Source organism: Streptomyces graminofaciens (assembly GCF_030294945.1).
Taxonomy (GTDB): domain Bacteria; phylum Actinomycetota; class Actinomycetes; order Streptomycetales; family Streptomycetaceae; genus Streptomyces; species Streptomyces graminofaciens.
Genome location: NZ_AP018448.1, coordinates 9,608,308 through 9,630,851 on the forward strand (window position 1 = coordinate 9,608,308; position 22,544 = coordinate 9,630,851).

20 protein-coding genes are annotated in these 22,544 nt (G+C 71.7%); 10 read left to right on the forward strand and 10 right to left on the reverse strand.

Translation table 11 applies throughout. The features are described from left to right. Positions 1-3: 3 nt before the first annotated feature. The 3 genes from SGFS_RS42280 (at position 4) to SGFS_RS42290 (ending at position 4,085) form a co-directional block, all read left to right on the forward strand. The gene (locus SGFS_RS42280) at positions 4-2,106 is read left to right on the forward strand and encodes an FUSC family protein (RefSeq protein ID WP_286257652.1); all 2,103 of its coding nucleotides are present in this window, start codon (positions 4-6) and stop codon (positions 2,104-2,106) included. A gap of 234 nt (positions 2,107-2,340) precedes the next feature. Beyond that, entirely contained in the window at positions 2,341-3,705 is a 1,365-nt protein-coding gene (locus SGFS_RS42285; protein WP_286257653.1) for an amidohydrolase, read from the forward strand. 197 nt (positions 3,706-3,902) lie between these two features. Continuing rightward, positions 3,903-4,085: a hypothetical protein gene (locus SGFS_RS42290; protein WP_286257654.1), complete on the forward strand. Its 183-nt coding sequence runs from the start codon at positions 3,903-3,905 to the stop codon at positions 4,083-4,085. Positions 4,086-4,087: 2 nt separating this feature from the next. Here SGFS_RS42290 and SGFS_RS42295 read toward each other — a convergent pair whose 3' ends face one another. From SGFS_RS42295 to SGFS_RS42305, 3 genes are all read right to left on the reverse strand, one after another. Further along, positions 4,088-6,061, reverse strand: coding sequence for an ABC transporter ATP-binding protein (locus tag SGFS_RS42295; protein WP_286257656.1), 1,974 nt, complete (start codon positions 6,059-6,061; stop codon positions 4,088-4,090). 278 nt (positions 6,062-6,339) lie between these two features. Further along, positions 6,340-6,753, reverse strand: coding sequence for a hypothetical protein (locus SGFS_RS42300; protein WP_434028143.1), 414 nt, complete (start codon positions 6,751-6,753; stop codon positions 6,340-6,342). Between the two features lie 50 nt (positions 6,754-6,803). Beyond that, a complete protein-coding gene (locus tag SGFS_RS42305) occupies positions 6,804-7,445 on the reverse strand; it encodes an ATP-binding protein (protein ID WP_286257657.1) in 642 nt (213 codons plus the stop codon). Between the two features lie 489 nt (positions 7,446-7,934). On the opposite strand from SGFS_RS42305, the gene SGFS_RS42310 reads away from it, so the two are divergent. The 3 genes from SGFS_RS42310 (at position 7,935) to SGFS_RS42320 (ending at position 10,054) form a co-directional block, all read left to right on the forward strand. Continuing rightward, positions 7,935-8,795, forward strand: coding sequence for a helix-turn-helix domain-containing protein (locus SGFS_RS42310; protein WP_286257660.1), 861 nt, complete (start codon positions 7,935-7,937; stop codon positions 8,793-8,795). A 53-nt stretch (positions 8,796-8,848) separates the two neighbouring features. Continuing rightward, positions 8,849-9,109 carry a DUF397 domain-containing protein gene (locus SGFS_RS42315; protein ID WP_286260332.1) on the forward strand — a complete coding sequence of 87 codons (261 nt, stop codon included), beginning with the start codon at positions 8,849-8,851 and terminating at the stop codon, positions 9,107-9,109. A 129-nt stretch (positions 9,110-9,238) separates the two neighbouring features. Then, positions 9,239-10,054 carry an SAM-dependent methyltransferase gene (locus SGFS_RS42320; protein ID WP_434028144.1) on the forward strand — a complete coding sequence of 272 codons (816 nt, stop codon included), beginning with the start codon at positions 9,239-9,241 and terminating at the stop codon, positions 10,052-10,054. Between the two features lie 32 nt (positions 10,055-10,086). Here SGFS_RS42320 and SGFS_RS42325 read toward each other — a convergent pair whose 3' ends face one another. The 6 genes from SGFS_RS42325 to SGFS_RS42350 all read right to left on the reverse strand — a co-directional run bounded on the left by SGFS_RS42325 (position 10,087) and on the right by SGFS_RS42350 (position 18,264). Then, on the reverse strand, positions 10,087-10,728 hold the full coding sequence (locus SGFS_RS42325) for a protein-tyrosine phosphatase family protein (protein WP_434028241.1): 642 nt from the start codon (positions 10,726-10,728) through the stop codon (positions 10,087-10,089). 310 nt (positions 10,729-11,038) lie between these two features. Beyond that, positions 11,039-11,932: a hypothetical protein gene (locus SGFS_RS42330; protein WP_286257665.1), complete on the reverse strand. Its 894-nt coding sequence runs from the start codon at positions 11,930-11,932 to the stop codon at positions 11,039-11,041. Beyond that, positions 11,929-14,739, reverse strand: coding sequence for a PEP/pyruvate-binding domain-containing protein (locus tag SGFS_RS42335; protein ID WP_286257667.1), 2,811 nt, complete (start codon positions 14,737-14,739; stop codon positions 11,929-11,931). Before SGFS_RS42335 ends, SGFS_RS42330 begins: the two co-directional genes overlap by 4 nt. 456 nt (positions 14,740-15,195) lie before the next feature. Then, positions 15,196-16,683: a glutamate synthase subunit beta gene (locus SGFS_RS42340; protein WP_286257668.1), complete on the reverse strand. Its 1,488-nt coding sequence runs from the start codon at positions 16,681-16,683 to the stop codon at positions 15,196-15,198. Between the two features lie 130 nt (positions 16,684-16,813). After that, positions 16,814-17,293, reverse strand: coding sequence for an anthrone oxygenase family protein (locus tag SGFS_RS42345; protein ID WP_286257669.1), 480 nt, complete (start codon positions 17,291-17,293; stop codon positions 16,814-16,816). A 287-nt stretch (positions 17,294-17,580) separates the two neighbouring features. Then, complete coding sequence (locus SGFS_RS42350; protein WP_286257670.1) at positions 17,581-18,264, reverse strand: DUF2293 domain-containing protein; 684 nt, start codon at positions 18,262-18,264, stop codon at positions 17,581-17,583. 92 nt (positions 18,265-18,356) lie between these two features. On the opposite strand from SGFS_RS42350, the gene SGFS_RS42355 reads away from it, so the two are divergent. From SGFS_RS42355 to SGFS_RS42365, 3 genes are all read left to right on the forward strand, one after another. Further along, positions 18,357-18,998, forward strand: a complete 642-nt coding sequence (locus tag SGFS_RS42355) for a nucleoside/nucleotide kinase family protein (RefSeq protein ID WP_286257671.1) — start codon at positions 18,357-18,359, stop codon at positions 18,996-18,998. A gap of 71 nt (positions 18,999-19,069) precedes the next feature. Beyond that, positions 19,070-19,465, forward strand: coding sequence for a PPOX class F420-dependent oxidoreductase (locus SGFS_RS42360; protein ID WP_286257672.1), 396 nt, complete (start codon positions 19,070-19,072; stop codon positions 19,463-19,465). Between the two features lie 229 nt (positions 19,466-19,694). Further along, positions 19,695-20,123: a CBS domain-containing protein gene (locus tag SGFS_RS42365; RefSeq protein ID WP_286257673.1), complete on the forward strand. Its 429-nt coding sequence runs from the start codon at positions 19,695-19,697 to the stop codon at positions 20,121-20,123. Positions 20,124-20,175: 52 nt separating this feature from the next. Here the strand turns inward: SGFS_RS42365 and SGFS_RS42370 are convergent, their stop codons facing one another. Continuing rightward, positions 20,176-21,303, reverse strand: a complete 1,128-nt coding sequence (locus SGFS_RS42370) for a magnesium and cobalt transport protein CorA (protein ID WP_286257674.1) — start codon at positions 21,301-21,303, stop codon at positions 20,176-20,178. 210 nt (positions 21,304-21,513) lie between these two features. On the opposite strand from SGFS_RS42370, the gene SGFS_RS42375 reads away from it, so the two are divergent. Beyond that, the gene (locus tag SGFS_RS42375; protein ID WP_286257676.1) at positions 21,514-22,308 is read left to right on the forward strand and encodes a methyltransferase domain-containing protein; all 795 of its coding nucleotides are present in this window, start codon (positions 21,514-21,516) and stop codon (positions 22,306-22,308) included. The last annotated feature ends 236 nt before the right edge of the window (positions 22,309-22,544 follow it).

Genomic DNA, 22,544 nt, shown 5'->3' on the forward strand with positions numbered 1-22,544 from the left:
CCTGTGTCGCGCCCCGCAGCCCTCGCCCTACCACCCTGGCTCGCCCACGCTCTGCGTACGCAAAGGGGACCGGTGCCCTGGAACGCGGTCCTACGAGGGGCACTGGCCGCCGGGCCGCTACTGCTCACGGCCGTGCTGCTCGACCGGCCCTCCCTCGGTGTCGTCGCCGCGCTCGGAGCCATGCTCGCCGGCATCAACGATCGGCCGGCCAGCCGCCGGGCAGCCGTCAAGCGGCTCGGGGTACCCGCGCTCGCCGGAGCCGCGGGGCTGCTCGTCGGGACGTACGCCGGGCAGTCGGCCGGAGCGGTGTACGGCGGTGCCGTCGTGCTCACGCTGCTGCTCACCTTCCTCGGGCTGTTCGCCGGAGGGATCAGCGCCATCGGGCCCGTCGCCTCCGGGGCGGGAACGCAACTGCTCGTGGCCGCCGCCATCGGGGCCGGGATGCCGCTGCCCGAGACGGGGTGGCAGCGGGCGCTCGCCTATCTCGCGGGCGCCGGCTGGCTGCTGGCGCTGCGGCTCGCGCTGCCCACGCCGGGGGCGATCGCCGGCGACTACCGGTTCGACGGGGAACGGGGCGCCGTCGCCGCCGTGTACGAAGCGATCGCCCGGCTTCTCGACGCCACCGGCACCGCACACGCGACCGCCCGGAGGGCCGCGCTCACCGCCGCGCTCGACCATGCCCAGGACGCGCTCGCCGGGCCCCGGCTGCGGCGATACGCCAGTTCGTCGGCCGAGCGGCGGCTGCACGCCCAGTACGCCGCCGCTCTGCCGCTCGCGGAGGCGGCGACCGCGCTGGCCTGGGGCGGGGAGGCCCTCTCCGGCCGCGCCTCCGAAGGGCCCCGGCGGCTCGCCGCGGCCGTGCGCGGCAACACGGCCACCGGGCCGCTGCCCGCGCCCTCCCGGTCCGCGCCCGCGCTGCGCGCCCTCGACGACGCCCTTCTGCACGCGGCCGAGGCCTTCGACCGCGGCGGCGACTCACGCCGCCTGCACACCCGGCACCGCAGCGCCGGTTCGCTCGTCCGGCTCGCCCTCGGCACCGGCGGCCGCGAGTACGGGCTGCGGGTCGCCCTCTCCTTCGGGGCCAGCGCGGCCGTGGCGCAGGTGCTGCACCACGAGCACTGGTACTGGCTGCCCGCCACCGCCGTCTTCCTCGTCAAGCCCGACCTCGGGCCGCTCGTCTCCCGGGTGCTGTGCCGGGCGGCGGGCACGGTCCTGGGCGCCGTGGTCTTCGCCGGGTTCGCCGCCGTGCTGCCCCGGCCCGAAGGGCTCGTCGCGCTGGTCGCCCTCAGCGGCGCCCTCATCCCCGTGGCCACCCGGCACTTCGCCGCCCAGACCGCCGTCGTCACCGTCCTCGTCCTCGCCCTCGTCATGGTCGGCGGCGAACCCCAGGCCTCCTGGAGCCGTATCGCCGAGACCCTGCTGGCCTGCGCCATCGTCCTGATCGTCGGCCACCTGCCGATACCGAAGGGGCAGCGTGGCGGGGGCGTACGCGCCCGGCTCACGGAGGCGGGGGCCGCCGCGCACGCCTACCTCACACACGTACTCGACGAGTCGCGCACGCCGGGCGCCCCACGGAAGTCGAGCGCCCCCGGGACTTCCTACGCTCCGCACGCCATGAACACCTCGCAAACCCCAAGCACCTCGCAAACCCCAAGCACCTCGCAAACCCCAAGCACCTCGCAAACCCCAAGCACCTCGCAAACCCCAAGCACCTCGCAAACCCCAAGCCCCCCTCAGACCCGGAATGCCCCGCACACCTCGCACACCCCGAGCGCCCCGGACGACCGTGCCGCCCGCTGGACCCTCCGCCGCGAGGCCTACCGCACGCTCTCGGAAGCCCGTAAGGCCATCGCCCTCGCCGCCGCCGAGCTACCCGCCCTGGCCCGGCACACCGAGGGCACCGACGAGATCGCCGCCGCCCTCGAACGGCTTGTCGACACCACTACCGCCTGCGCTGTGCACCTCGACGACACCGGACGGCTCACCCGCCGGCACACCGAACGGCTGACCGCCCTCCTCGACGAACTCCAACGCCACCAGAGGCACGCCGGCATCAGCCTGCCCGACGCACCCGACGTGGGCCCGAGGACCGACCTCACCGCCTGAGCCGCCGGGTCACCCAGACCCCCAGGCCCCGGATCCCGGCCTCCGGTCAGACCCCGGATCCCGGCTCCCGGGCAGGCTCCGGATCTCGGCTTCCGTTCAGGGCCTGGATCTCGGCTTCCGTTCAGGCCCGGATCCCGGCTCCCGTTCAGGGCCCGGCTCCCGGCTCCCGGTCAGGCCCCGACGGGTGTCCGATACACGCCCCGGCCACCCCACCCCCGTCGTACCGTGGGCACCGTGACCTCACCCGCCGCCGATCTCGTCATCACCGGATGCACCGCCCTCGTCCACGACGAGCACGAGGGGATCGCCTTCGTCGAGGACACCGCGATCGTCGTACGCGAGGGGGTGATCGAGAGCGTCGGCCCGGCGGAGGAGACCGCCGTGGTCGCCACGGTGGAACGGATCGACGCCCGGGGGCAGATCGCCGTACCGGGCCTGATCAACTGTCACACGCACTCCCCGATGGTCGCCCTGCGGGGCATCGCCGAGGACATGCCGGCGGAGGAGTGGTTCAACGACGTCATCTGGCCCGTCGAGTCCAACCTCACCGCCGAGGACGTCGAGCTCGGCGCCCGGCTCGCCTGCGCCGAGATGATCCGGGGCGGCGTCACCTGCTTCGCCGACCACTACTTCTCCATGGACACGGTCGCCGCGGTCGTCGCCGAGACCGGTCTGCGCGCCCACCTGGGGGAGGCCTTCTTCTCCTCGCAGGGACCCGAAGGCCGGGAGAAGTCCCTGGAGTTCGCGCTACGCCACCGGGGCGCGGCCGGCGGTCGTATCACCACCGCGCTCGCCCCGCACGCCCCCTACACCGTCGACGACGTCGACCTCGCCGCCACCGCCGAACTCGCCCGCGAGCACGGCCTGCCCGTGCATCTGCACGCCTCGGAGAGCCGGGACCAGACCGACAACAGCCTGGCCCGGCACGGTGTCACACCGATCGAGGTGCTGGAGCGCACCGGACTGCTCGGCCTCGAAGAAGGCGTCCTCATCGCCCACGGCACGGGCATCGTGGACAGCGACCTGCCGGTGCTCGAACGGGCGACCGGGCCCGTCGCCGTCGCGTCCGCGCCCCGCGGCTATCTGAAGTTCGCCTGGCCCACGACCCCCGTACGGGCCCTGCGCCGGATCGGTGTCCCCGTCGGACTCGCCACCGACGGCGCCGCCTCCAACAACTCCCTCGACGTGTGGGAGTCCATGGCCCTCACCGCCCTCGTCCAGAAGTCCGCCGAGGGCGATCCGCGCTGGCTGACCGCACGCCAGGCCCTGCACCACGCCACCCTGCAGAGCGCGCGAGCAGTCGGCTTGGGGGAGCGCGTCGGAAGCCTCGCGCCCGGCCGGCGCGCCGACATCGTCCTCGTCGACCTCACGGGGCCGCACACCCAGCCCGTGCACGACCTCGCCGCCACCCTCGTGCACAGCGCCCGCTCCTCCGACGTCCGCACCACGATCGTCGACGGCCGCGTGCTGATGCGCGACCGCGAGCTGCTCACCGTCGACGTACCGGCGACCGTCCGGGAGCTGGACGAACGCCTCGCCGCGCTCACGGACCGCAGCCACGGCAGACGCATCCAGGAATACGACAAGCCACCGGAGTGACGCGGAACGTCACCGGAACGTGTGGTTTCGGAGAGGTATCTCACGGTCCGCCGTTGACCGAGTGTCAACTACGTCTCAGTCCCGTCACTTCGCGAGCCGATCACCCTATCGTCGGCGTTTAACTCAATGAGTCACGGATCCATGACCGTCATGGATCCGCCGCGACTCACGAGTGCAGTGCTACATGGAGGTGCAGGGTGAACGGGCGAATGGTGCTGGAGCGCTTTCCCGCCGGTGGACCGCGCGGCTCGTGGCCCGCAGAGGAGTTCGCGCACGCGCGGCGTATGGAGGGACAGCAGGCCGAGGTCGTGATGGACATCGCGACCGACATGTTCCTGGTCATCGTGCGAGCCGACGACGTGGCCGGCACGGCCGCGTGACCTCAGCCCGCCTTCGGCGCGGGCACCTTGGTCGCGGACCCGTTCGGCGCGGGCACCATCGGGGCGAACTGCTCCGCCTGCAGTGAGTACAGCTCCGCGTACACCCCGCCCGTGGCCAGGAGCTCGTCCGGGGTACCGGATTCCACGAGACGGCCCTGGTCGAGGACGTGCACCAGATCGGCATGGCGGACCGACGCCAGCCGGTGGGTGATCAGGACGACCGTCTGACCGGTGCCCGCGAGCGCCCGGATCTTCTCGAAGACCTCCAGCTCGGCACGGGCGTCGAGGGCCGCCGTCGGCTCGTCCACGATCAGGATGCGACCCCGCCGGTACGCCGCCCGCGCGATCCCGAGCCGCTGCCACTGGCCGCCCGACAGCTCGTGTCCGCCGCTGAAACCGCGGGCCAGGAGGGTGTCGAGGCCGCGTGGCAGATCGGCGACCACGTCCTCCGCCCCGGCCTCGGCCGCGGCCTCCGCCAGGCGTTCGTCGGTCAGGGGCGCCGAGGGGCGGCCGACCGCCACGTTCACCCGGGCCGTGAAGGGCCAGCGCTTGAAGTCCTGGGCGACCATCGCGATGCGCTCGGCGAGTTGGTGCCGGTCGGCGGTCGCCGCGTCCACACCGTCCCACAGGATCCGGCCCTTGTCCGGCGCGTACAACCCGGCGAGCAGCTTGACCAGGGTCGTCTTGCCCGAGCCGTTCTCCCCGACCAGCGCGACGATCTTGCCCAGCGGCACGGCCAGCGTCACATCGCTCAGCGCGGGCCGGGTCGCCTTGCCCGGGTAGGAGAAGGTGACGTTCTCCAGGCGGATCTCGCGCGGGTCCTCGGGCAGCGGGTCGCCGCCCACCGGGATCGCGCGCTTGGCGGCCTCCACGTACAGGCGCTGCATGTCGCCCACGAACAGGGCCTCCTCATGGAGGGAGTTCACCTCCAGCACCAGCGTGTCGAGGCTCGCCGAACCGGTACGGATCGCGATGACCGCCGTACCGGCCACCGACAGCGCCATGGCCCCGGCCAGCAGCAGCCCGCCCAGCGTCGCGTACGTCGCCACGGTGGCAAGCCCTGTCCAGACGGCCGCGAAGAGCCCCGTACGCGCCGCAAGGCGGGCCAGCCGTGCCTGCTCGGCCTCCGCCGTCTCCGACATGGAGCGGAAGTGGCGCAACAGGAACGGGCCGACTCCGTGCACCCGGATCTCGGGGGCCGCCTCCGGCTCGATCAGCAGGGAGCTGAGCAGATGTCCCGCGCGCGCGTGCTGCACCCAGGCATGGAAGGACTCGTAGCGGCGGCGGGCGATCGTCAGGGCGCTCCACGCGCTCGGCAGGGTCATCGTGACGAGGAGGGGGAGCAGCGCCGGGTGCAGCACGGTCAGCACACCGGCCGCCGCGATCAGCGAGATCAGCGCGTTCACCACGCGCGCGGCGTACGTGATCATGCGGCGGGCCGACTGGGCGCCGTACTTCGCGGTGTCCAGCAGTTTGTGGAAGCCGTCGTCCTCGATCGCGGACAGCTCCACGGCCGCCGCCCGCTCCAGATACAGCTCGGTCGCCACCCGCTCCACCTTGGGCTCCAGCCGGCCCGTGGCGTACGTCGACGCGGCCCGCAGCAGCGTGGCCAGCAGCATCACGGTGGCGATCGTGACCAGCGCGGGGACGGCTCCGCGCAACCGCCCCTCGACCGTGCCCTCCGTCATCAGCCGGGCCAGCACGGTATTGACCGCGAGCAGGCTCACCGCCTGGGCGAGACCCCGGCCCGTCTCGGCGGCCAGCACGGTCCGGGCGGCCTGCCGGTCCGCCTGCCAGGCCAGCCGGAAGCTCGACGCGAGCAGCGACGGCAGCCTTCGCACCATCCCGCGGAAGTTCAGCTCCAGGAACGCGTCGGCATGCTGCGACCAGCCCATGTCGTACCGCAGCGGTCCTCCGAACAGCAGCAGCTCCGACTCCGACGTCTCCGGCTTGCCCCTGTCACGCGCCTTCCCCACCCGCGGCCTCCCGAGTCGTCAGATGGCCACTATCGCGGGGCTACGCGTCGGGTACCAGGGCGCGCGACGGTCACATGGCCGTGCGGCCGGGGCGCGCGGGGCGCTCGACGGCAGGGGGTGCGCCCCGTAAGGGACGCGGGGCTGTGTCGACATCCGGCTCCGCCGCGTGGGCGCGACAAGCCACGCCGCACCCGCAGCCGCGACACCCCGCACCACCCGGGTCGGAAGGCGGATCCAGGGGCGCAGCCCCTGCCACGAACCGCCCCGCAGCGGAGCGTCTACGCCGTCATCGTCCGCGACCAGGCCGGCGTGGTTCCCGTCACCCGGCACAACGCGAGATACAGCGGTATCGGCGGGGTGTACGGAATCGTGCCCCCCGGATCGAGGATGAGCCCGGGAGCGGCCGGACCGTCGGGGACGAGCGCGCCGGTGCTGTAGTGCACGGGCTCGGGCCACTCCAGCGCGTAGTCGGAGTCGGCGGGGACCAGCCACCACCAGTGCGCCTCGTCGGCGTACACGCACCCCACCCGGGGCAGCCGGGACAGCACCAGCGGACCGAGCCGGGCGGGGACCGCGACCGCGTCGCAGCCCATGGGCGCGGTCATGCCCTCAGGCAGCGGCAGACGGCGTCGTGGTGTCGCCGGGGGCCGCCGCCGGTCGCGGCGCAGCCGGGCCAGCGTATCCAGGCTCACGACCCGGGCCCCAGCTGCTCCGTACAGCGCGCTCGCCCCGTGCGGCGCGCTCACGCCAAGCCCCGGTCCAGGCCTCGCGCCTCCGGGGTGGCTCCCGGGGGCCCCGGCCGGGCGGTGGCCTGCGCCTCGTCGTCCTTGCCGTCCGCCGGTGGCTTCTTCGCGCCCCAGCCCAGGTCGGACCGGGCGGCCGTGTCCACGCCGGCGCCGAAGGCCGTTCGCCTCGGCGCGTCCGCGTGACCCGCGCCGGAGGTGGTGCGCTGCGGCGCGTCCACCGCCCCGAAGGCCGCCGTACGCGCCGGTGGCGCCGGGGTGTCCGCCGAGCCGGCACCGGCCGGATACGGCAGCGGAGCCACGTCCGCGGTACGCAGGACCGTGTGCGGCACATCCGCCCACACCAGCAGTCCCAGCCCGGCGGGCTGCGCGCCCCAGGAGCGGCACAGGGACTCTATGAGGAGCAGTCCCCTTCCGTGCTCCTCCTCGGGCCGCTGCGCCGCGGGGTGCGGCTCGCCCGGAGCGCAGCCCTCGTCCCGTACGGCTATGCGGACGAGGTCGTCGCCGTCGCGCAGCTCGCAGACGATCTGGGTGCTCGCGGTGTGCACGATCGCGTTGGTCACCAGCTCGGACACGACCAGGGCGGCCGTGTCGCAGGTGTCCTGGCACAGTGACCAGCCCATGAGCTGGGCACGTGTCACACGCCGGGCCTGGGCCACCGCACCGGGGTGCGCGGCCAGCTCGAATCGAAACCGGCGCTCGGCGGCTGTATCGGGGCGCGCCCCGGCTGCCGGACCGGGACCGAATCGGTCTCCGGCGGCGTCTGTTCCTAACGGCGCGGGGGGCGGAATCACGTTTGCCACTATCTCCTCGCCGTGAACACTTGGCAAGTGTCACTCTGAAAATTGCAGAGTGCGTATGACTCTCTGAACGGTCGTGGCACACTGCACGCAACAGCACGTCGAGCGGCGCCAGTTGGAAACCCCTCGCACGGGACGCGCACGGAACGCGCGGGAAACGCGCAGTGAGTTCGTATGAACGCGCAGTGAGTTCGCGTGTAGGTGCGGGACCGCGACTTCCGGGGCGCCGCCGGGTTGTCGGGGCCGGACGTGCCGGGCTTTCAGGACCATCGCAGGGCCAGTCGCAGAACAAGTCGCAGAACAAGTCGCAGGATCAGTTGGAGGGGCGAGATGAGCGAACCGCGGTCCGCGCCGACCGTCGGCCAGGTCGTCCTCGGCCGTCGTCTGCTGGACCTGCGCGAGCGCGCGGGCCTCAGACGCGAGGAGGCCGCACGCGTCCTGCGCGTCGCCCCCGCCACGATCCGCCGCATGGAGACCGCCGAGGTCGCCCTCAAAATCCCCTATCTCCAACTCCTGTTGAAGGCGTACGGCGTCGGCGACGAGGAGGCCGAGACCTTCGTCCAACTCGCAGAGGACGCCAACAAGCCCGGCTGGTGGCAGCGCTACCACGACATCCTGCCGGGCTGGTTCTCCATGTACGTCAGCCTGGAGGGGGCCGCCAGCCTCATCCGCAGCTACGAACCCCACTTCATCCCGGGGCTCCTCCAGACCGAGGACTACGCACGTGGCGTGATGACCTCGGGCGCCATCGGCCAGACCAGACCCGACGACATAGAACGCCATGTCGCGCTGCGCATGCGACGCCAAGAACTGCTCACTCGTGACAACGCGCCCCGTCTGTGGATCGTCATGGACGAGACCGCCGTGCTACGCCCCGTCGGCGGCCCGGAGGTCATGCGCGCCCAGCTCGACCGGCTGCTGGAGACGACGGAGTTGTCCAACGTGACGTTGCAGATCGCCCAGTTCGACACAGGACCGCACCCCGGCACGTACGGGCCGTTCGTCCTGTTCCGTTTTGCTATGCCCGAACTGCCGGACATGGTCTACAGCGAGTACCTGACCGGCGCCGTCTATCTGGACGACCGCTCCGAGGTGGCGACCCACCTCGAGGTCATGGACCGCATGGCGGCGCAGGCCGCCACTGCACAACGCACGAAGGGGATCCTCCGGGATCTCCGCAAGGAGCTCTGACAGACCGAATGGATCTCATCAAGCCGCAGTCGCGCACGCACCCGCAGTCGCACATGCAGAGCCAGACACAGGCCTCGCACATGCCGGTCTACAACGGCATGCCCGCCCGGGAACTGGGCAGCGAGGGCTGGCACAAGCCCTGGAGCGGCGGCAACGGCGGCAACTGCCTGGAGGCCATGAAGCTCGCCGACGGCCGAATCGCCGTACGCCAGTCCACCGACCCGGACGGACCGGCGCTCATCTACACGCCCGACGAGATGAACGCGTTCATCCAGGGCGCGAAAGCGGGGGCGGCCGACTTCCTGCTCTCCTGAGACTTGTTGCGCACCTGAGTATTGAGCACTGATTGCACTGATTGCACTGATTGCACTGACTGCACTGACTGCACTGATTCCGAGTCCTGATTCGAGCCCTGACTTGCTTACCCACTGCCGCGGAACGTTATGGAGTTCGTCATGAGCGGGCGGTCCCCCGTAGAGATCGACACGAGCAGACCCCATCCGGCGCGGATGTACGACTGGTATCTCGGCGGCAAGGACAACTACCCCGTGGACGAGGCGATGGGCCGGCAGATGCTGGCCCTCGACCCCCGGGTGCCGGTGATGGCACGCGTCAACCGCGCGTTCATGCACCGGGCCACCCGCTGGCTGGCCGAGAACGGCGTACGGCAGTTCCTCGACGTCGGCACGGGCATCCCCACCGAGCCGAACCTGCACCAGATCGCACAGCGTGTCGCCCCTGAGTCGTCCGTCGTCTACTGCGACAACGACCCGATCGTGCTGGCCCACGCGGCGGCCCTGCTGCGCGGCACGCCCGAGGGCCGCACCGAGTACCTCCAGGCCGACGTCCGCGACCCGGACGCCGTCATCGAGGGCGCCAAGCAGGTACTCGACTTCGGCCGGCCCGTGGCCCTGTCCCTCATCGCGCTGCTGCACTTCGTCTCCGACGCGGACGGCGCGCACGCCCTCGTCGGCAGGCTGATGTCCGAACTGCCCTCCGGCAGCTACCTGGTCGTCAGCCACGCCACCGCCGACTTCACTCCCGAGGAATCCAAGGCGGCCACGGAGAAACTCAAGGCCGCGGGCGTGACCCTGGCGCTGCGCTCGCGCGAGGAGTTCGCGCGGTTCTTCGACGGGCTGGAGCTGGTGGACCCCGGCGTCGCGGTGCCCCATCAGTGGCATCCCGAACTGGGCGAGCCGATTCCGGGCCAGGACGACGGGGTCATCCCGGGGTACGGGGCGGTGGGGCGCAAGGCGTAGCCACCTGCGTACGCCAGGACGGCGAGGCCGACCTACAGGTACGACCAGACGCGGCGGGGCGCGTCGACGAGGCGGCTCACCGTGACCACCGGGAGCGGCGGCTGCTCGGCCGTCTGCTCCTGGTTCAGGTTCAGCCCGTAGTAGATCTGCTCGATCGACGGCGGTCCGACCGCGAGGTTGCGCCGGACCGCCGCCGACGGCGACTGCTGCCCGGTCTGCACGAGATACGCAGCGGCCATCGTCCCCGTGCGGCCGACTCCGGCACCGCAGTGCACGAACACCGGCCCGGACGCGTGCGAGACGGTGTCCAGGAGTCGCCGCACCTGATCCGCGGTCGGCGTCTGCCCGTCGCGGATCGGCAGCCGTACGACGTCCAGGCCCGCGTCACGCGGCAGGGCGAGCTGGGCGGCGGTGAGGTCCTCGGCGCGCAGATCGACGACGGTGGTGAAGCCGAGGTCGGCGAGCGCCTGGTAGCCGGTGGGCGAGGGCGCCGCCCCGCGCCACAGCTTCCCGGCCTTGCCGACGGGCTGGAAGTTGTGGATGCCCTGCACCACCCTGGTCCCCTCGGGAGCCGGGGTCCCCTCACGGACCCAGTACGACACCGCCAGGATGCCGAGCGCGCCGGTGGCCCACAGGGCGACGTAGCCGAGCAGGACTCCGAGGAGCACACGCACCACCCGGCGGCGAAGCGTGCCGGGACGGCCGGAGCGGCCGGAGGGAGGTGCGAGCGGGTGTGGGGGCGACGGCGCGAGAGCGGCAGACATGGGCGACCCGAGGGCTTGGGGACGGGAGCGCGGGCAAGCCCCAGGGGATACAGGGCCTGTTCGGCATCGTAACGCGGACGGGTGATGGGATTCGGGGGAGTGTGGGACATCTCACCCCTTTGAGATTCATATTTACCGATCTGGTAGTCATTGATCGGTTCGCCCAACTTCTGGGGGCAGGGGCAGGGGCGGGGGCGAGGGCCGGAATCCGGGGCGGGGGTCAGTCCTCGTCCGCGTCGCCGATGCCCACCACCGTGAGATGGGCGCGGTCCACGTCCACGTCCTCCAGGCAGCCGCGCAGCCGCAGCAGGTCGTGGTCGGTGAGGGCGGGCCGTACGACCCCGGCGAACAGGCCGTCGCCCAGGTCGCCGAGCGTGGTCCGCCGCAGGGGTATCGATGTCGAGTTCCGGCAGTGCTCCCATGCCTGGCGCGCGGCCATGGACTGCCGCTCGGCGGTTCCGGTCACACCCCGCATGTCGACCCGGACCAGCAAGGACGTCGCCTCGGCCCGGTTCCTCTCCTCCTTCCTGGTCTGGGTGAGTTCGGCGAGCCCGACCGCGAGGGCGGCCACCAGCGCGGCTCCGACGACACCCGTGGTGACCAGCCGCGCCGCCCTCGGGCCACGGCTGCCGCCCCCGAGCGGTCGTGTGTCCTCCAGATCGGTGTCCGGGGCCGGATCGGGCGCGGTCAGGACGGACAACTGGCCGGCGAGGTGCCGCTCGGCCGTGGGTCGGGCCGTCATCGACGCGATCCGCTGTATCAGCCACGCGATGCCGGAGAGAACCACGCCGGTGACCATCAACACCGGCACGAAGACGTAGGTACGGCTCGCCGGGTCGTCCAGCCAGCGGAACCGGTCGCCCGGCTCCCGCACCTGCGGCTGCCGGAGCCGGGCGAGCACGTCCTGTTGCCGCCGGTCGCTCTCACGCACCCGCTCCTCGATCCGCGCGAGTCGGCCGAACAGCACGATCCCGAGGAGCATCACCTCGACGATCAGGAGGAGCACGCCGCAGATGATCGCCCGCTGCCACTGCCATCGGTAGAGATAGACGACGAGGTAGGCGCCCGCGCCGAGTGCCGCGGTGCCTCCGAAGAGGTAGGCGAGGCGTTTCATCGGGGGGCCTCCGGCTGTACGTCGCGTGCGTCGCGTACGTCGTGTACATCGTGTATGTCATGTGCTTGACGTACGTGGTGTACGGCGCTGGAGGCTTCCGGTGGTGGGTGGAGGGAGGCTTCCCGGCGTACGTCCCCGGATGTGCCGTCGACAGTCAGTCGGGTGCCCGGCGGGAAGCGGCGTACCGCGTCGGCGGCACCGACCACCGTGGGCACCCCGAACTCCCGGGCCAGGACGGCGAGATGGGACAAGGGGCTGCCGGTCTGCGCGACCAACGCCGACAGGAACGGCAGCAACGGGGCGAGCACCGGGTCGAGCGTACGAACGACGAGTACGGCGTCCGGGGGCCGGGGACCGGTGCCGTCCCAGGCGGTGCCGATGACGCGCCCGGCCGAGACACCCCGGCCAGCGTCCCCGGAACGGCCGACGGTGCGCTCGGCGACGACCACCCCTTCGTCCGTGAGCCGGAACGCGTCGGGGAGCGGTGCGGAGACGGCCATCGGCAGCCGTTCGCCGAGGTCACGGGGCAGGGGGCCACCCTCCAGCGCCGTGACGAACTCCTTCCAGCGCAACAGCCCCACGCGCCGGGTCTCGCCCAGCACCCCGCGCACGGTCAGTCTGCGCGCCCCCTCGCGCACCAGCCGGACCTGCAGTTCCTGCACCCACCGGATACGCAGCCGCAGGGCCTCGCGGGGCGGGAGGGCGCCGATGGAGGTGGTGCGGCGGGGGGAAGGGAGGGTGGGGACGGTGTCCTGGGTGGCGGAAGGGTGTGCGGTGGGCTCGTGGATGGCGGAACGGGGTGCGGCGGAACGGGGTGCGGTGGGCTCGGGGGTGGCGGGCGCGGTCGGAGGCACTCCTGTAGGGGTGGGCGTGGAGAAATCGGTGATCTCGGTGAACCTGCTGACCTCGGTGAATCCGTCGACCTCGGTGAATCCGTACGCTTCGGTGGCTTCGGTGGCTTCGGTGGCTTCGGTGGCTTCGGTGGCTTCGGTGCCGCCGGTGACCCCGGGTGAACCGGCAGCCGCAGCGACCCCGTCGGCATCGTGCCCACTCGCCCCCTCGGCCCGGGGCAGCCGCAGCTCACCCCACAGGCTCGGTGACGTCAGCGCGAGTACCACCGGCTCGGCGGCCACCATCCGGTGATCCGAGAAGCCCAGAGGCCCCGCCTCCGCGAGCACGGCCAGGGCCGTACCGGCCGCCGTGACGTGGGAGTCCGGGAGGAGGGCGCCCGCGAGGGCCTCCTGGGCATGGAGCGAGACCAGGGTGGCGCGCGTCCAGCGCAGGGACGACACCAGGTCGGCGGACGGCAGCTCGGAGGGCCGTGGCGTCTCGGCGAGCCGGCGGTCCACATCGGCCACCAGGTCCGTCGCAAGCCCCGGCAGCGTCGAGGCCAGCCGTCCCACCCGCCAGGCGGCGCCGAGCCGCCGGGCGCCCGGCGCGGGGTTGAGCAGCGCGAGCCAGCGGTGCCTGGGCGGGACCGCGCCCAGCAGCCGCAGATCGGCCGCCGCCCGGCCGCCGACCGCCGTGACGACCGGCAGCGCCCGCAGCAGCCGCCGGGGCGCACTGCCGCCGATGTCGAGCGCGAAGGCGAGCCCGCGGGTCATGGGCGCCACCCACAGGTCCTCCTCCAACGGCTCCAGCGGGCCCGGCAGTGTCTCCGCGACCGGCCCGGGGCCGAGCAGCCGGGCCCGGCGTGGCGGCCGGGCAGCCATGGCCGTGATCGGGCGGCTCTGGAACAGCCACAGCCGCCCCTCCTCGTCGAAGCCGAACTCGATGTCCTGGGGCCCATCGAACACGCGAGCGACATGACGCGCGAGCCGAGCGAGCCGCCGCAGCTCGGAACGGGTGAGCAAGGGCTCGCCGACGACCGCTTTCGGCATCCGGCCGACGGACTCTTGCGAGGGTGCGGCGACGGTCTCTTGCGAGGGTGCGGCGACGGTGTCCTGCGACGGTGCGGCTGTGCTCTCCTGCGACCGTTCGGCCGTGCTCTCCTGCGACCGTTCGGCAATGCCCTCTTGCGACGGCGCGGCACCATCCTCCTGCGGCGCCCCACCTACGGCCGGCTGAAACTCCTCGCCGACGGCCTCCCACCCCGTCCCGGCAGACACTGCCGACTCCGCCCCGGCCGGCCCAGCCGCCTCCGTCCGCAACAGCCGCCCCCACCGGCTGAGCCAGTAGCTCGTCCCCGGCTGTTCACCGCTGACCAGCGTGTCGGGCCCGCCCCGCACCGCGCTGACCAGCATCCGGTCCGTCCGCCCCGCGACCGGATCCGCGCCGAACAGCACTCCGCCGACCCGCGCCCTGAGCATCGGCTGGACGAGCACCGCCATGGGAGCTATTCCGCCGTCGGGCCCACGCGCCGAGTCGAGCACGGTCCGTACGGCCGTACGGAACTCCTCCCAGCCACGCACATCGAGCACCGAGTCGAACCGACCGGCCAGAGAGGACTCCTCCGTGTCCTCCTGCGGCGAGGAGGACCGGACGACGAGGGGGCGCGCCCCCTGGCCGGACAGCTCCTCCCAGGCGCGCAGCACGGATAGGGGCTCATCGAAACCCTCGTACGCCCCATGCGCGCCATGCACCCCATGCGACCCGTCATGCGGGATCACGAAGCCGGGCAGCACCGGCAGCCCGGCGGCGGACGCCCGCGCGAGATGCGCGGCTTTCGAGCCCGCCAGCAGGGGGAGCGCGGCAGTCGGTCGGTTCAGGGGGACGACGTGAGGACCGAGTGTGCCGTCACGGCGGGGCAATACCCCGTCGTTCGCGCCTTCTCCGTGATCTCCGTGACGTTCATCGAGCGTCGTCATCAGGCACCCTCCAGGACCGGCCGTCAACAGGGGGGACGCGTGGGAGGGCCCTACGCCTGACGACGGTACGAAGGATGGGGGCGGGACACCGCCATATTTTGTGGATCCCAGGGGCAGCGGCGGTGACGCACCTCCTGCGCCCATGATCCCCCGCAGTTGAATTTCTGTCGACTGTGGGTTACTTTCCGGCCGCCCCGAACACCCGGCGGTCGATCACTGCGGTGACGCGACGATCACTGCGGTGACGCGACGGCCACCGGGGTGACGCGACGCACCGCGGTGATGCAGACAACCGGCCATTGCGGCGACGCGACAACCGCCCCTCGCCCGGACGCGCCAACCGGGACCCGTGAGGGGCGCGGGGAGCCGCGGATCAGCCACGACCCACCGGGATCGGTGGTCGGCCGGCCGACCACCGATCCCACACGGCCCCACAGCGGTCCCACGCGGCAGCGACTACGCCGTCATCGGCCGGTCGTACGGCCCGATCGGCGAGGGCAACCGCTCCGTGCCGGTCAGCCGGCGATCGACCGCGGCGGCCACCGCCCGCCCCTCCGCGATCGCCCACACGATGAGCGACTGTCCCCGGGCGGCGTCCCCGGCGACGTACACGCCGGGGACGTTCGTCGCGAAGTCCACGTCCCGCGTGATCGTCCCGCGCGGATCGAGCGCGAGCCCCAACTGGTCGACGAGCCCGTCATCGCGGTCCGGCCCGGAGAAACCGAGCGCCAGCAGGACGAGATCGGCGGGCAGCGTCCGCCCGGTACCGTGGCGCGGCTGCCGCCGCTCGTCCACCTCGACCAGGTGCAACGACCGCACACGCCCTTCCTCGTCCCCCGAGAAGCGGAGCGTGGACGCCGCGAACAACCGCGCGTCCGCGTCCGCCGCCGGCGCGGTCCGCAGATCACGCGCCTCCTCGTGCGCCGCCGAGAGCCGGTAGATCTTCGGATACGTCGGCCACGGCTCGACATCCTCGTCGCGTTCGGCCTCCGGCAACGCGTAGATGTCCAACTGCGTCACGGACGCGGCCCCTTCGCGCACCGCCGTCCCCAGACAGTCCGCCCCGGTGTCACCGCCCCCGACGATCACGACATGCTTCCCGGCGGCCGACAGAGGCGACACCTCCAGATCGCCCTCGCACACCCGGTCCGCCAGCGGCAGATACTCCATCGCCTGATGGATACCGCCCAACTCCCGCCCGGGCACCTCGAGCTCCCGCCAAGCCGTGGCCCCCGTCGCGATCACCACCGCGTCGTACCGGGCCCGCAGCTCCGCCGCCCCGATGTCCCTCCCCACGGCGGTCGACGTACGAAACTTAGTGCCCTCCGCCCGCATCTGAGCCAGCCGCTGGTCCAGATGCCGCTTCTCCATCTTGAACGCGGGGATCCCGTACCGCAGCAACCCCCCGATCCGGTCCGCCCGTTCGAACACGGCGACCGTGTGCCCGGCCCGCGTCAACTGCTGCGCCGCCGCGAGTCCCGTAGGCCCGGAACCGACCACGGCGACCGTCTTCCCGGACAGCCGGTCCGGCGGGCGCGGGGGAGTGAACCCTTCCTCCCAGGCCCGGTCGGCGATCGCCACCTCGACGTTCTTGATGGTGACCGCGGGCTGGTTGATCGCCAGCACACACCCCGCCTCACAAGGCGCCGGACACAACCGCCCGGTGAACTCCGGAAAGTTGTTCGTGGCGTGCAGCCGGTCGCTCGCCGCCCGCCAGTCCTCCCGGGACACCAGGTCGTTCCACTCCGGGATCAAGTTCCCCAGCGGGCACGCGTCATGGCAGAACGGGATGCCACAGTCCATGCACCGATCCGCCTGTCTGCTGATGATCGGCAGCAGCGCACCGGGAACGTACACCTCGTTCCAGTCCCGCACCCGCTCCTCGACGGGCCGACGGGGCCACTCCTCGCGCGGGGTGGTCATAAAACCCTTGGGATCGGCCATGGCCGTCTCCCTCACGTCCTGCGTACGCGTACGGCGCGGCCCTACGCCGACGGACCGAAGCCGACGCGAGGCCGTACACCTTCGGGCGGCACTCTCCCCGCCACGATACGACGAGGCCGCCGCCCCCGCCTCAGACGAGCGCCAGCAAATACGACAGCGCCGCTGCGGCCGAGGCGACCCCGCGCACGTGGTTCCACACCGTCCACTCGCGCACATACGCCGGCCAGTAGGCGCTGGCCTCCGGCGCACCCGCGTCCAGCCTGGCCAGCGCGTCGTTGCGCGGCACGTTCGCCACCATCGTGACCCCGAAACAACCGAACAGGTACAGCGCACTGCCCAGCAGCAGCTCCACCCTCCCCTCGTCCGGCCACAGCACGAACGTGACGACGGCCAGCACCACACACAGCACCGCCGTACCGGTGAACACGATCATGAACGCCGGCGTCAGCGCGCCGACATTGATCGCCTGCATCGCGGCGACTCCCTGCGCGGGCGGCAACGCGGCGAGCGACTTCATCACGAACGTCGAGAACGCGCAGAACACACCCGCCACCAGCCCGGTCCCGAGCACCCCCAGCACCGTCAGTACGAAGTACGGCCCATCGATCATGTCCGCTCCCACCTAGATCCCCCGAACCCAGGGATCCTGCCCAGCACCCGCCCGCACCACAAGTGAAAACCCGTACGGCGACAGTCACCGTGGCCGAGATTCGCCGTTCGATACGCAAGGGTTCGGAACGGATCCGCTCGTTGCTCACCGGGTCCCCTCCGGGGGTCCCCCCTCCCACCCTCCCCCCTCGCCCCTCCCTCCGCCCTTCCGTCCTTCCGCCCACGATCTCGACCGAACGCACCAGAAGCCGCCGGCCTTGTCCAGCCCGCCCCCTCACCCCACCTCTCTCACCCCTCCCCCCGCCACTCCCGCAGCCTCGTTTCCACCACCCCCGCGATCCGGAGCCGCGCCTCGTACCGGACCACCCCGTTCATCAGCAACTGGTCGTATGCCGTGTCCACGTGGCGTACGGACGCGATGACCGCCGAGGTGACGGCCACATCCGACAGGGCCCGGCCCGCCGCGCTCCGGCCGACCCGTCCGCTGCCGCGCACCGACGCGTGCGCGGCGATCGCCCGTGCCCGGTCGGCGGGGCAGCCGGGGAACAGCCGCCGTATCTCCGCCGCGAACGCGTCCGTGAACCGCACGTCCTCCGCCGTCCGCCGCCGCGCGTCCCGCACCCGGCGGCGCCGCCGGGCCTCCGCGTCCGCCAGACACCGCTCCTCGGCGCGGGCGAGCGCGGCCTCCTCGACCAGGACGCCCTGCCGTTCGTACCGGCTTCTGCGCCGGTTGAACCGCACGACCACCGCGGACAGTGAACTCTCCTCCCGCGCCCGCCGCGTCAGCGCCGTGTCCCCGCGCGGCAGGAAGACCAGATGCCCGAGATCCGCGCAGTCGAGACATCGAGGCGCCCCCTCCTCCAGCATCAGCAGCCCCATCGGACCACTGCGGCACTCGGCGCAGTGCTTCTTCCTCAGCGGCTGGACGACGACGGGTCCGGTCCGGAACGGGGGAGCGGCGAGCGTTGCCATATGCGGTTCATTCCCCCTGGTGACGCGGGAGCTACGCGGTTGCCGGGGCGGTTTCGGGAGCGGGTCGGGCGGGGTGTGCCGCGCGCGGCATCATGGGCCGTGTGCGATTCGAAGCGATCACCTGGGAACGGCTCGGCGACCTCCTCGCCGACCGCCTGCTCGACCTGAAGCCGGACGACGGCAGCCCCTGGCCGCGCATCGCCTTCGACGGCGCCCCGGCGGCCCGCCCGGGTGACCTCGCGGCGCGCGTCTTCGAGGCCTTGCGTATACGCGGCCGGTCCTCGCTGGTCGTGGGCACCGAGGGCTTCCTCCGGCCGGCGTCGCTCCGGTTCGAGTACGGCCACAGGGACGTGGAGGCGTACTACGACGGCTGGTTCGACACCCCCGCCCTGTGGCGCGAGGTCTTCGGCCCCCTCGAACCCGGCGGCTCCGGCCGTGTCCTGCCCGACCTCTGGGACCCCGCCACCGATCGTGCGACCCGCAGCCCCTACGTCGAACTGCCGCCCGGCGGGCTTCTGTTGATGCATGGCCCCCTCCTCCTCAAGCACTGGTTCCCGTTCGATCTGTCCGTCCATGTTTTTCTCTCCCCGGGCGCCCTCCGCCGCCGTACCCCCGAGGCCGAGCACTGGACCCTCCCCGCTTTCGAACGCTACGAGTCGGAGACGGACCCGGCCGCCACGGCCGACGTCCTGGTGCGCGCCGACGACCCGCGCCATCCGGCGTGGAACGGCTGAACCTGGCGAAGTCTCCGCGGATCCAGCAGAACGCTCTTGGACAGCTCGCGCATTTCATTACTGTGCGAGCCATGCCGATCTCCTTCGATCCATCTGTCCGTGAACTGCTCGACGCCAAGAACTTCGCCAGCGTGGCCACCCTCGGCCCCGGCGGCGCTCCCCAGAACTCGGTGGTCTGGATCAAGCGTGAGGGCGACACCGTCCTCTTCTCCTCGACCGCCGGCCGTCAGAAGATCCGCAACCTCGAACGCGACCCGCGCGTCAGCGTCTCGGTCTTCGACCTGGCCAACCCCTACACCTCCGTCGAGATCCGCGGCACCGCCGAGATACTCCCCGACGAGGACAAACGCCTGCCCCACGAGCTCTCGCACAAATACCTCGGCATCGACCCTCCCGCGGAGAAGGACGACGAGGTCCGCGTGATCGTCCGGATCGTCCCGGAGAGGATCATCGGGTTCTCCGCCTGAGCCGCCATCTCTGCCGGAGCCGCTCGGCGCCTTCCAGCCCCGGTACCCGGCCCCAATGGGTCCTCCGGCACGCCCTCCGCACCCTGGCCCTCCGGACTCCGAGCCCCGGCCCTCCGCCCTCCCGGTCCCTTCAGGGTGCGCTTCCCTTTGGAGGCGGCCAGAATGTAGGGCGCCGGGACTAGCGGTGCGTCCTGCGCCGCGCCGGCCGTCCGGCATCAGGAGGTACTTCATGACCACCGCCGGAGACATCATGCACCGCGGCGCCCAGTGGATCCCCGCCCACGAGACCCTGGACCGTGCCGCCCAGCTGATGCGCCAGCTGAACGTCGGAGCGCTGCCCATCAGTGACGAGAACGAACGACTCTGCGGCATCCTCACCGACCGCGACATCGTCGTCGGCTGTGTCGCCATGGGCCACGACCCGGCGAAGACCACCGCGGGTGAGATGGCCAAGGGCACCCCCCGCTGGATCGACGCGGACGCCGACATCAGTGAGGTGCTCCAGGAGATGAAGGGGCACCAGATCCGTCGGCTCCCGGTGATCGAGAACAAGCGCCTCGTCGGAATGATCAGCGAAGCCGACCTGGCCCGGCATCTGCCGGAGGACCAGATCGCCTCGTTCGCCGAGAGCGTCTACGCCCAGGGCGCGACGCTCTGACCCGTTGACCCGTCCGCTTCCCCGCTTTCGCCGGGGCCCGCCGATCCTGGGGTCACAGCCAGCCGTTGCGCTTGAAGCCGCGGTACAGGGTGAGGCAGCCGATGGCTATGACACCCAGGACGAGCGGGTAACCGAACTTCCAGTGAAGTTCCGGCATGTACTGGAAGTTCATCCCGTACACCCCGCACACCATGGTCGGCACGGCGATGAGCGCCGCCCACGCCGTGATCCTCCGCATGTCCTCGTTCTGCGCGACGCTGACCTGCGCGAGATGTGCCTGAAGAATCGAGTTCAGCAGTTCGTCGAACGCGGCGATCTGCTCCGTCGCCCGCAGCAAGTGGTCGGAGACATCCCGGAAGTAGGCCTGTATCTCCGGGTCGACCACGCGGATCGGGCGTGAGGTGAGCTCCAGGAGCGGGCGGGCGAGCGGGGCCACCGCCCGCTTCAGTTCGAGCAGTTCCCGCTTGAGCTGGTAGATCCGCCCAGGGTCGACACGCGCGCCGTTCGCCGCGAACACATCGGTCTCGACCTGGTCGATGTCGGCCTGTACCGAGTCGATGACGGTCAGATAGTCATCCACCACATGGTCCGCGATCGCGTGCAACACCGCGGCCGGGCCCTTGGCGAGCTGCTCCGGATTCGACTCCAGCTCCTCGCGCAGCGGACCGAGCGAGCCGTGCCGTCCGTGCCGTACCGTGATCACGAAGTCCGGGCCGACGAACACCATGATCTCGCCGGTGTTCACCACCTCACTGGTCGCGGTGAGTTCCGTGTGCTCGACGTAGCAGACCGTCTTGAACACGGAGAACAGTGTCTCGCCGTACCGCTCCAGCTTGGGGCGCTGATGGGCCTCGACCGCGTCCTCCACGGCCAGCGGGTGCAGATCGAACAACTCGGCGATACCGGCGAACTCCCGCTCCGTCGGCTCGTGCAGCCCTAGCCAGACGAAGCCTTGGTCGGTCCTGCGGACCTGGCGGACCGCCTCGACGACATCGCGGCCGCCGGGGACCCGGACCCCCTTCTGGTACGTCACGCAGTTCACCACCGCGGAGCCCAGCGGGGAGCGTGCCGGGTGACTGAGGTCGACGCGGGCGCGACGACGGGCCAGCCGTGCCATTCTGCGGAAGCCGCCGACCTTGTCGAGGCCCGTCACCTTCCGCAGATTCCCTGCCATGGACATCTGGAATCTCCTCGCGTGGATCTCCTCGCACCGCACTTCGTGCCTTGCCGCGGCCAGTTTGCCAGGGCGGCGTGAGCACCGGGTAAGGCTGTGGGAACGGAACATTCCACTTCGTTTCCCTCCGACCCGTCAGGCGGTGACGGAGCGAACCCGGCGGGCTGCGGGAGCGTCGCTAATCGCAACAAGTCGGTTAAATGGGATGATCGCGCCATGATGCGAACCGACGGGTATCTCCTCGACCACCAGCAGACCGAGACGGGACAACGCTCGGACGCCTTCGCCACCCTCTTCGACCCCACCACCTTCCGGCACATGGCGAGCTTCGGTCTCGGCTCCGGCTGGCGCTGCTGGGAAGTCGGCGCAGGCGACGTCTCCGTGATCTCCTGGCTAGCCAAGAAGGTCGGGCCGACCGGGAAGGTCGTGGCGACGAACACGGACACCTCATGGGTCACCTCGCCGCCGCGCGCGCCGGTCGAGGTACGTGTGCACGACGTGGGCGTCGACGAACCGCCGGGGGAGGGCTTCGACCTCGTGCACGCCCGGCTGACGCTGGCTCATGTCGCGCACCGGGAACGGGCGTTGCACTCCATGATCAGGGCGCTGCGCCCCGGCGGGAGGCTGCTGGTCGAGGACGCCGACCTCGCGCTCCAGCCCCTGGCCTGCCCCGAGGAGTCCGGCCCCGAGCAACACTTGGCGAACCGGCTCCGCCACGCCGTCCGTACCCTCCTCGCCGATCACGGCGTAGACCCGTCGTACGGCCGCCGGCTCCCGCGTCTGCTCCGCGAGGCGGGCCTGCGCGGTGTGGAGGCCGGCGCCTACTTCCCCGTGGCCTCGCCCGCCTGCGCCGCCCTGGAGTCCACCATGATCCGCGGCCTCCGCGCCCAACTCGTCTCCGCGGGCCTTGCCACGGACGAGGAGATCGACCGCCACCTGACGAACGTGGCCTCCGGCACGATGGACGTGACCACGGTGCCACTGATCTCGGCCTGGGGGCGCAAGGCGTAGGAATGAGCAGGAGTGGACGGCGCCGAGGTGCAAGCGCGGGAGCGAGGGTTGGGCAACGGGGCGACAAGGCTCCGCGTGCCAGGGGCGAGCCGGGAGCCGGGAGCCGGCGGGCGAGCGCGGCAGGGCCGGAGCTGCCCAGGGCGTTTGGGCAGATTGCCGCCCCATCGCTCCACCGCCCCCCAGCACCCGCCCCCAGCACCCGGCCGTTCAGCTGCCCGGTGCCCCAGCCCTCACCC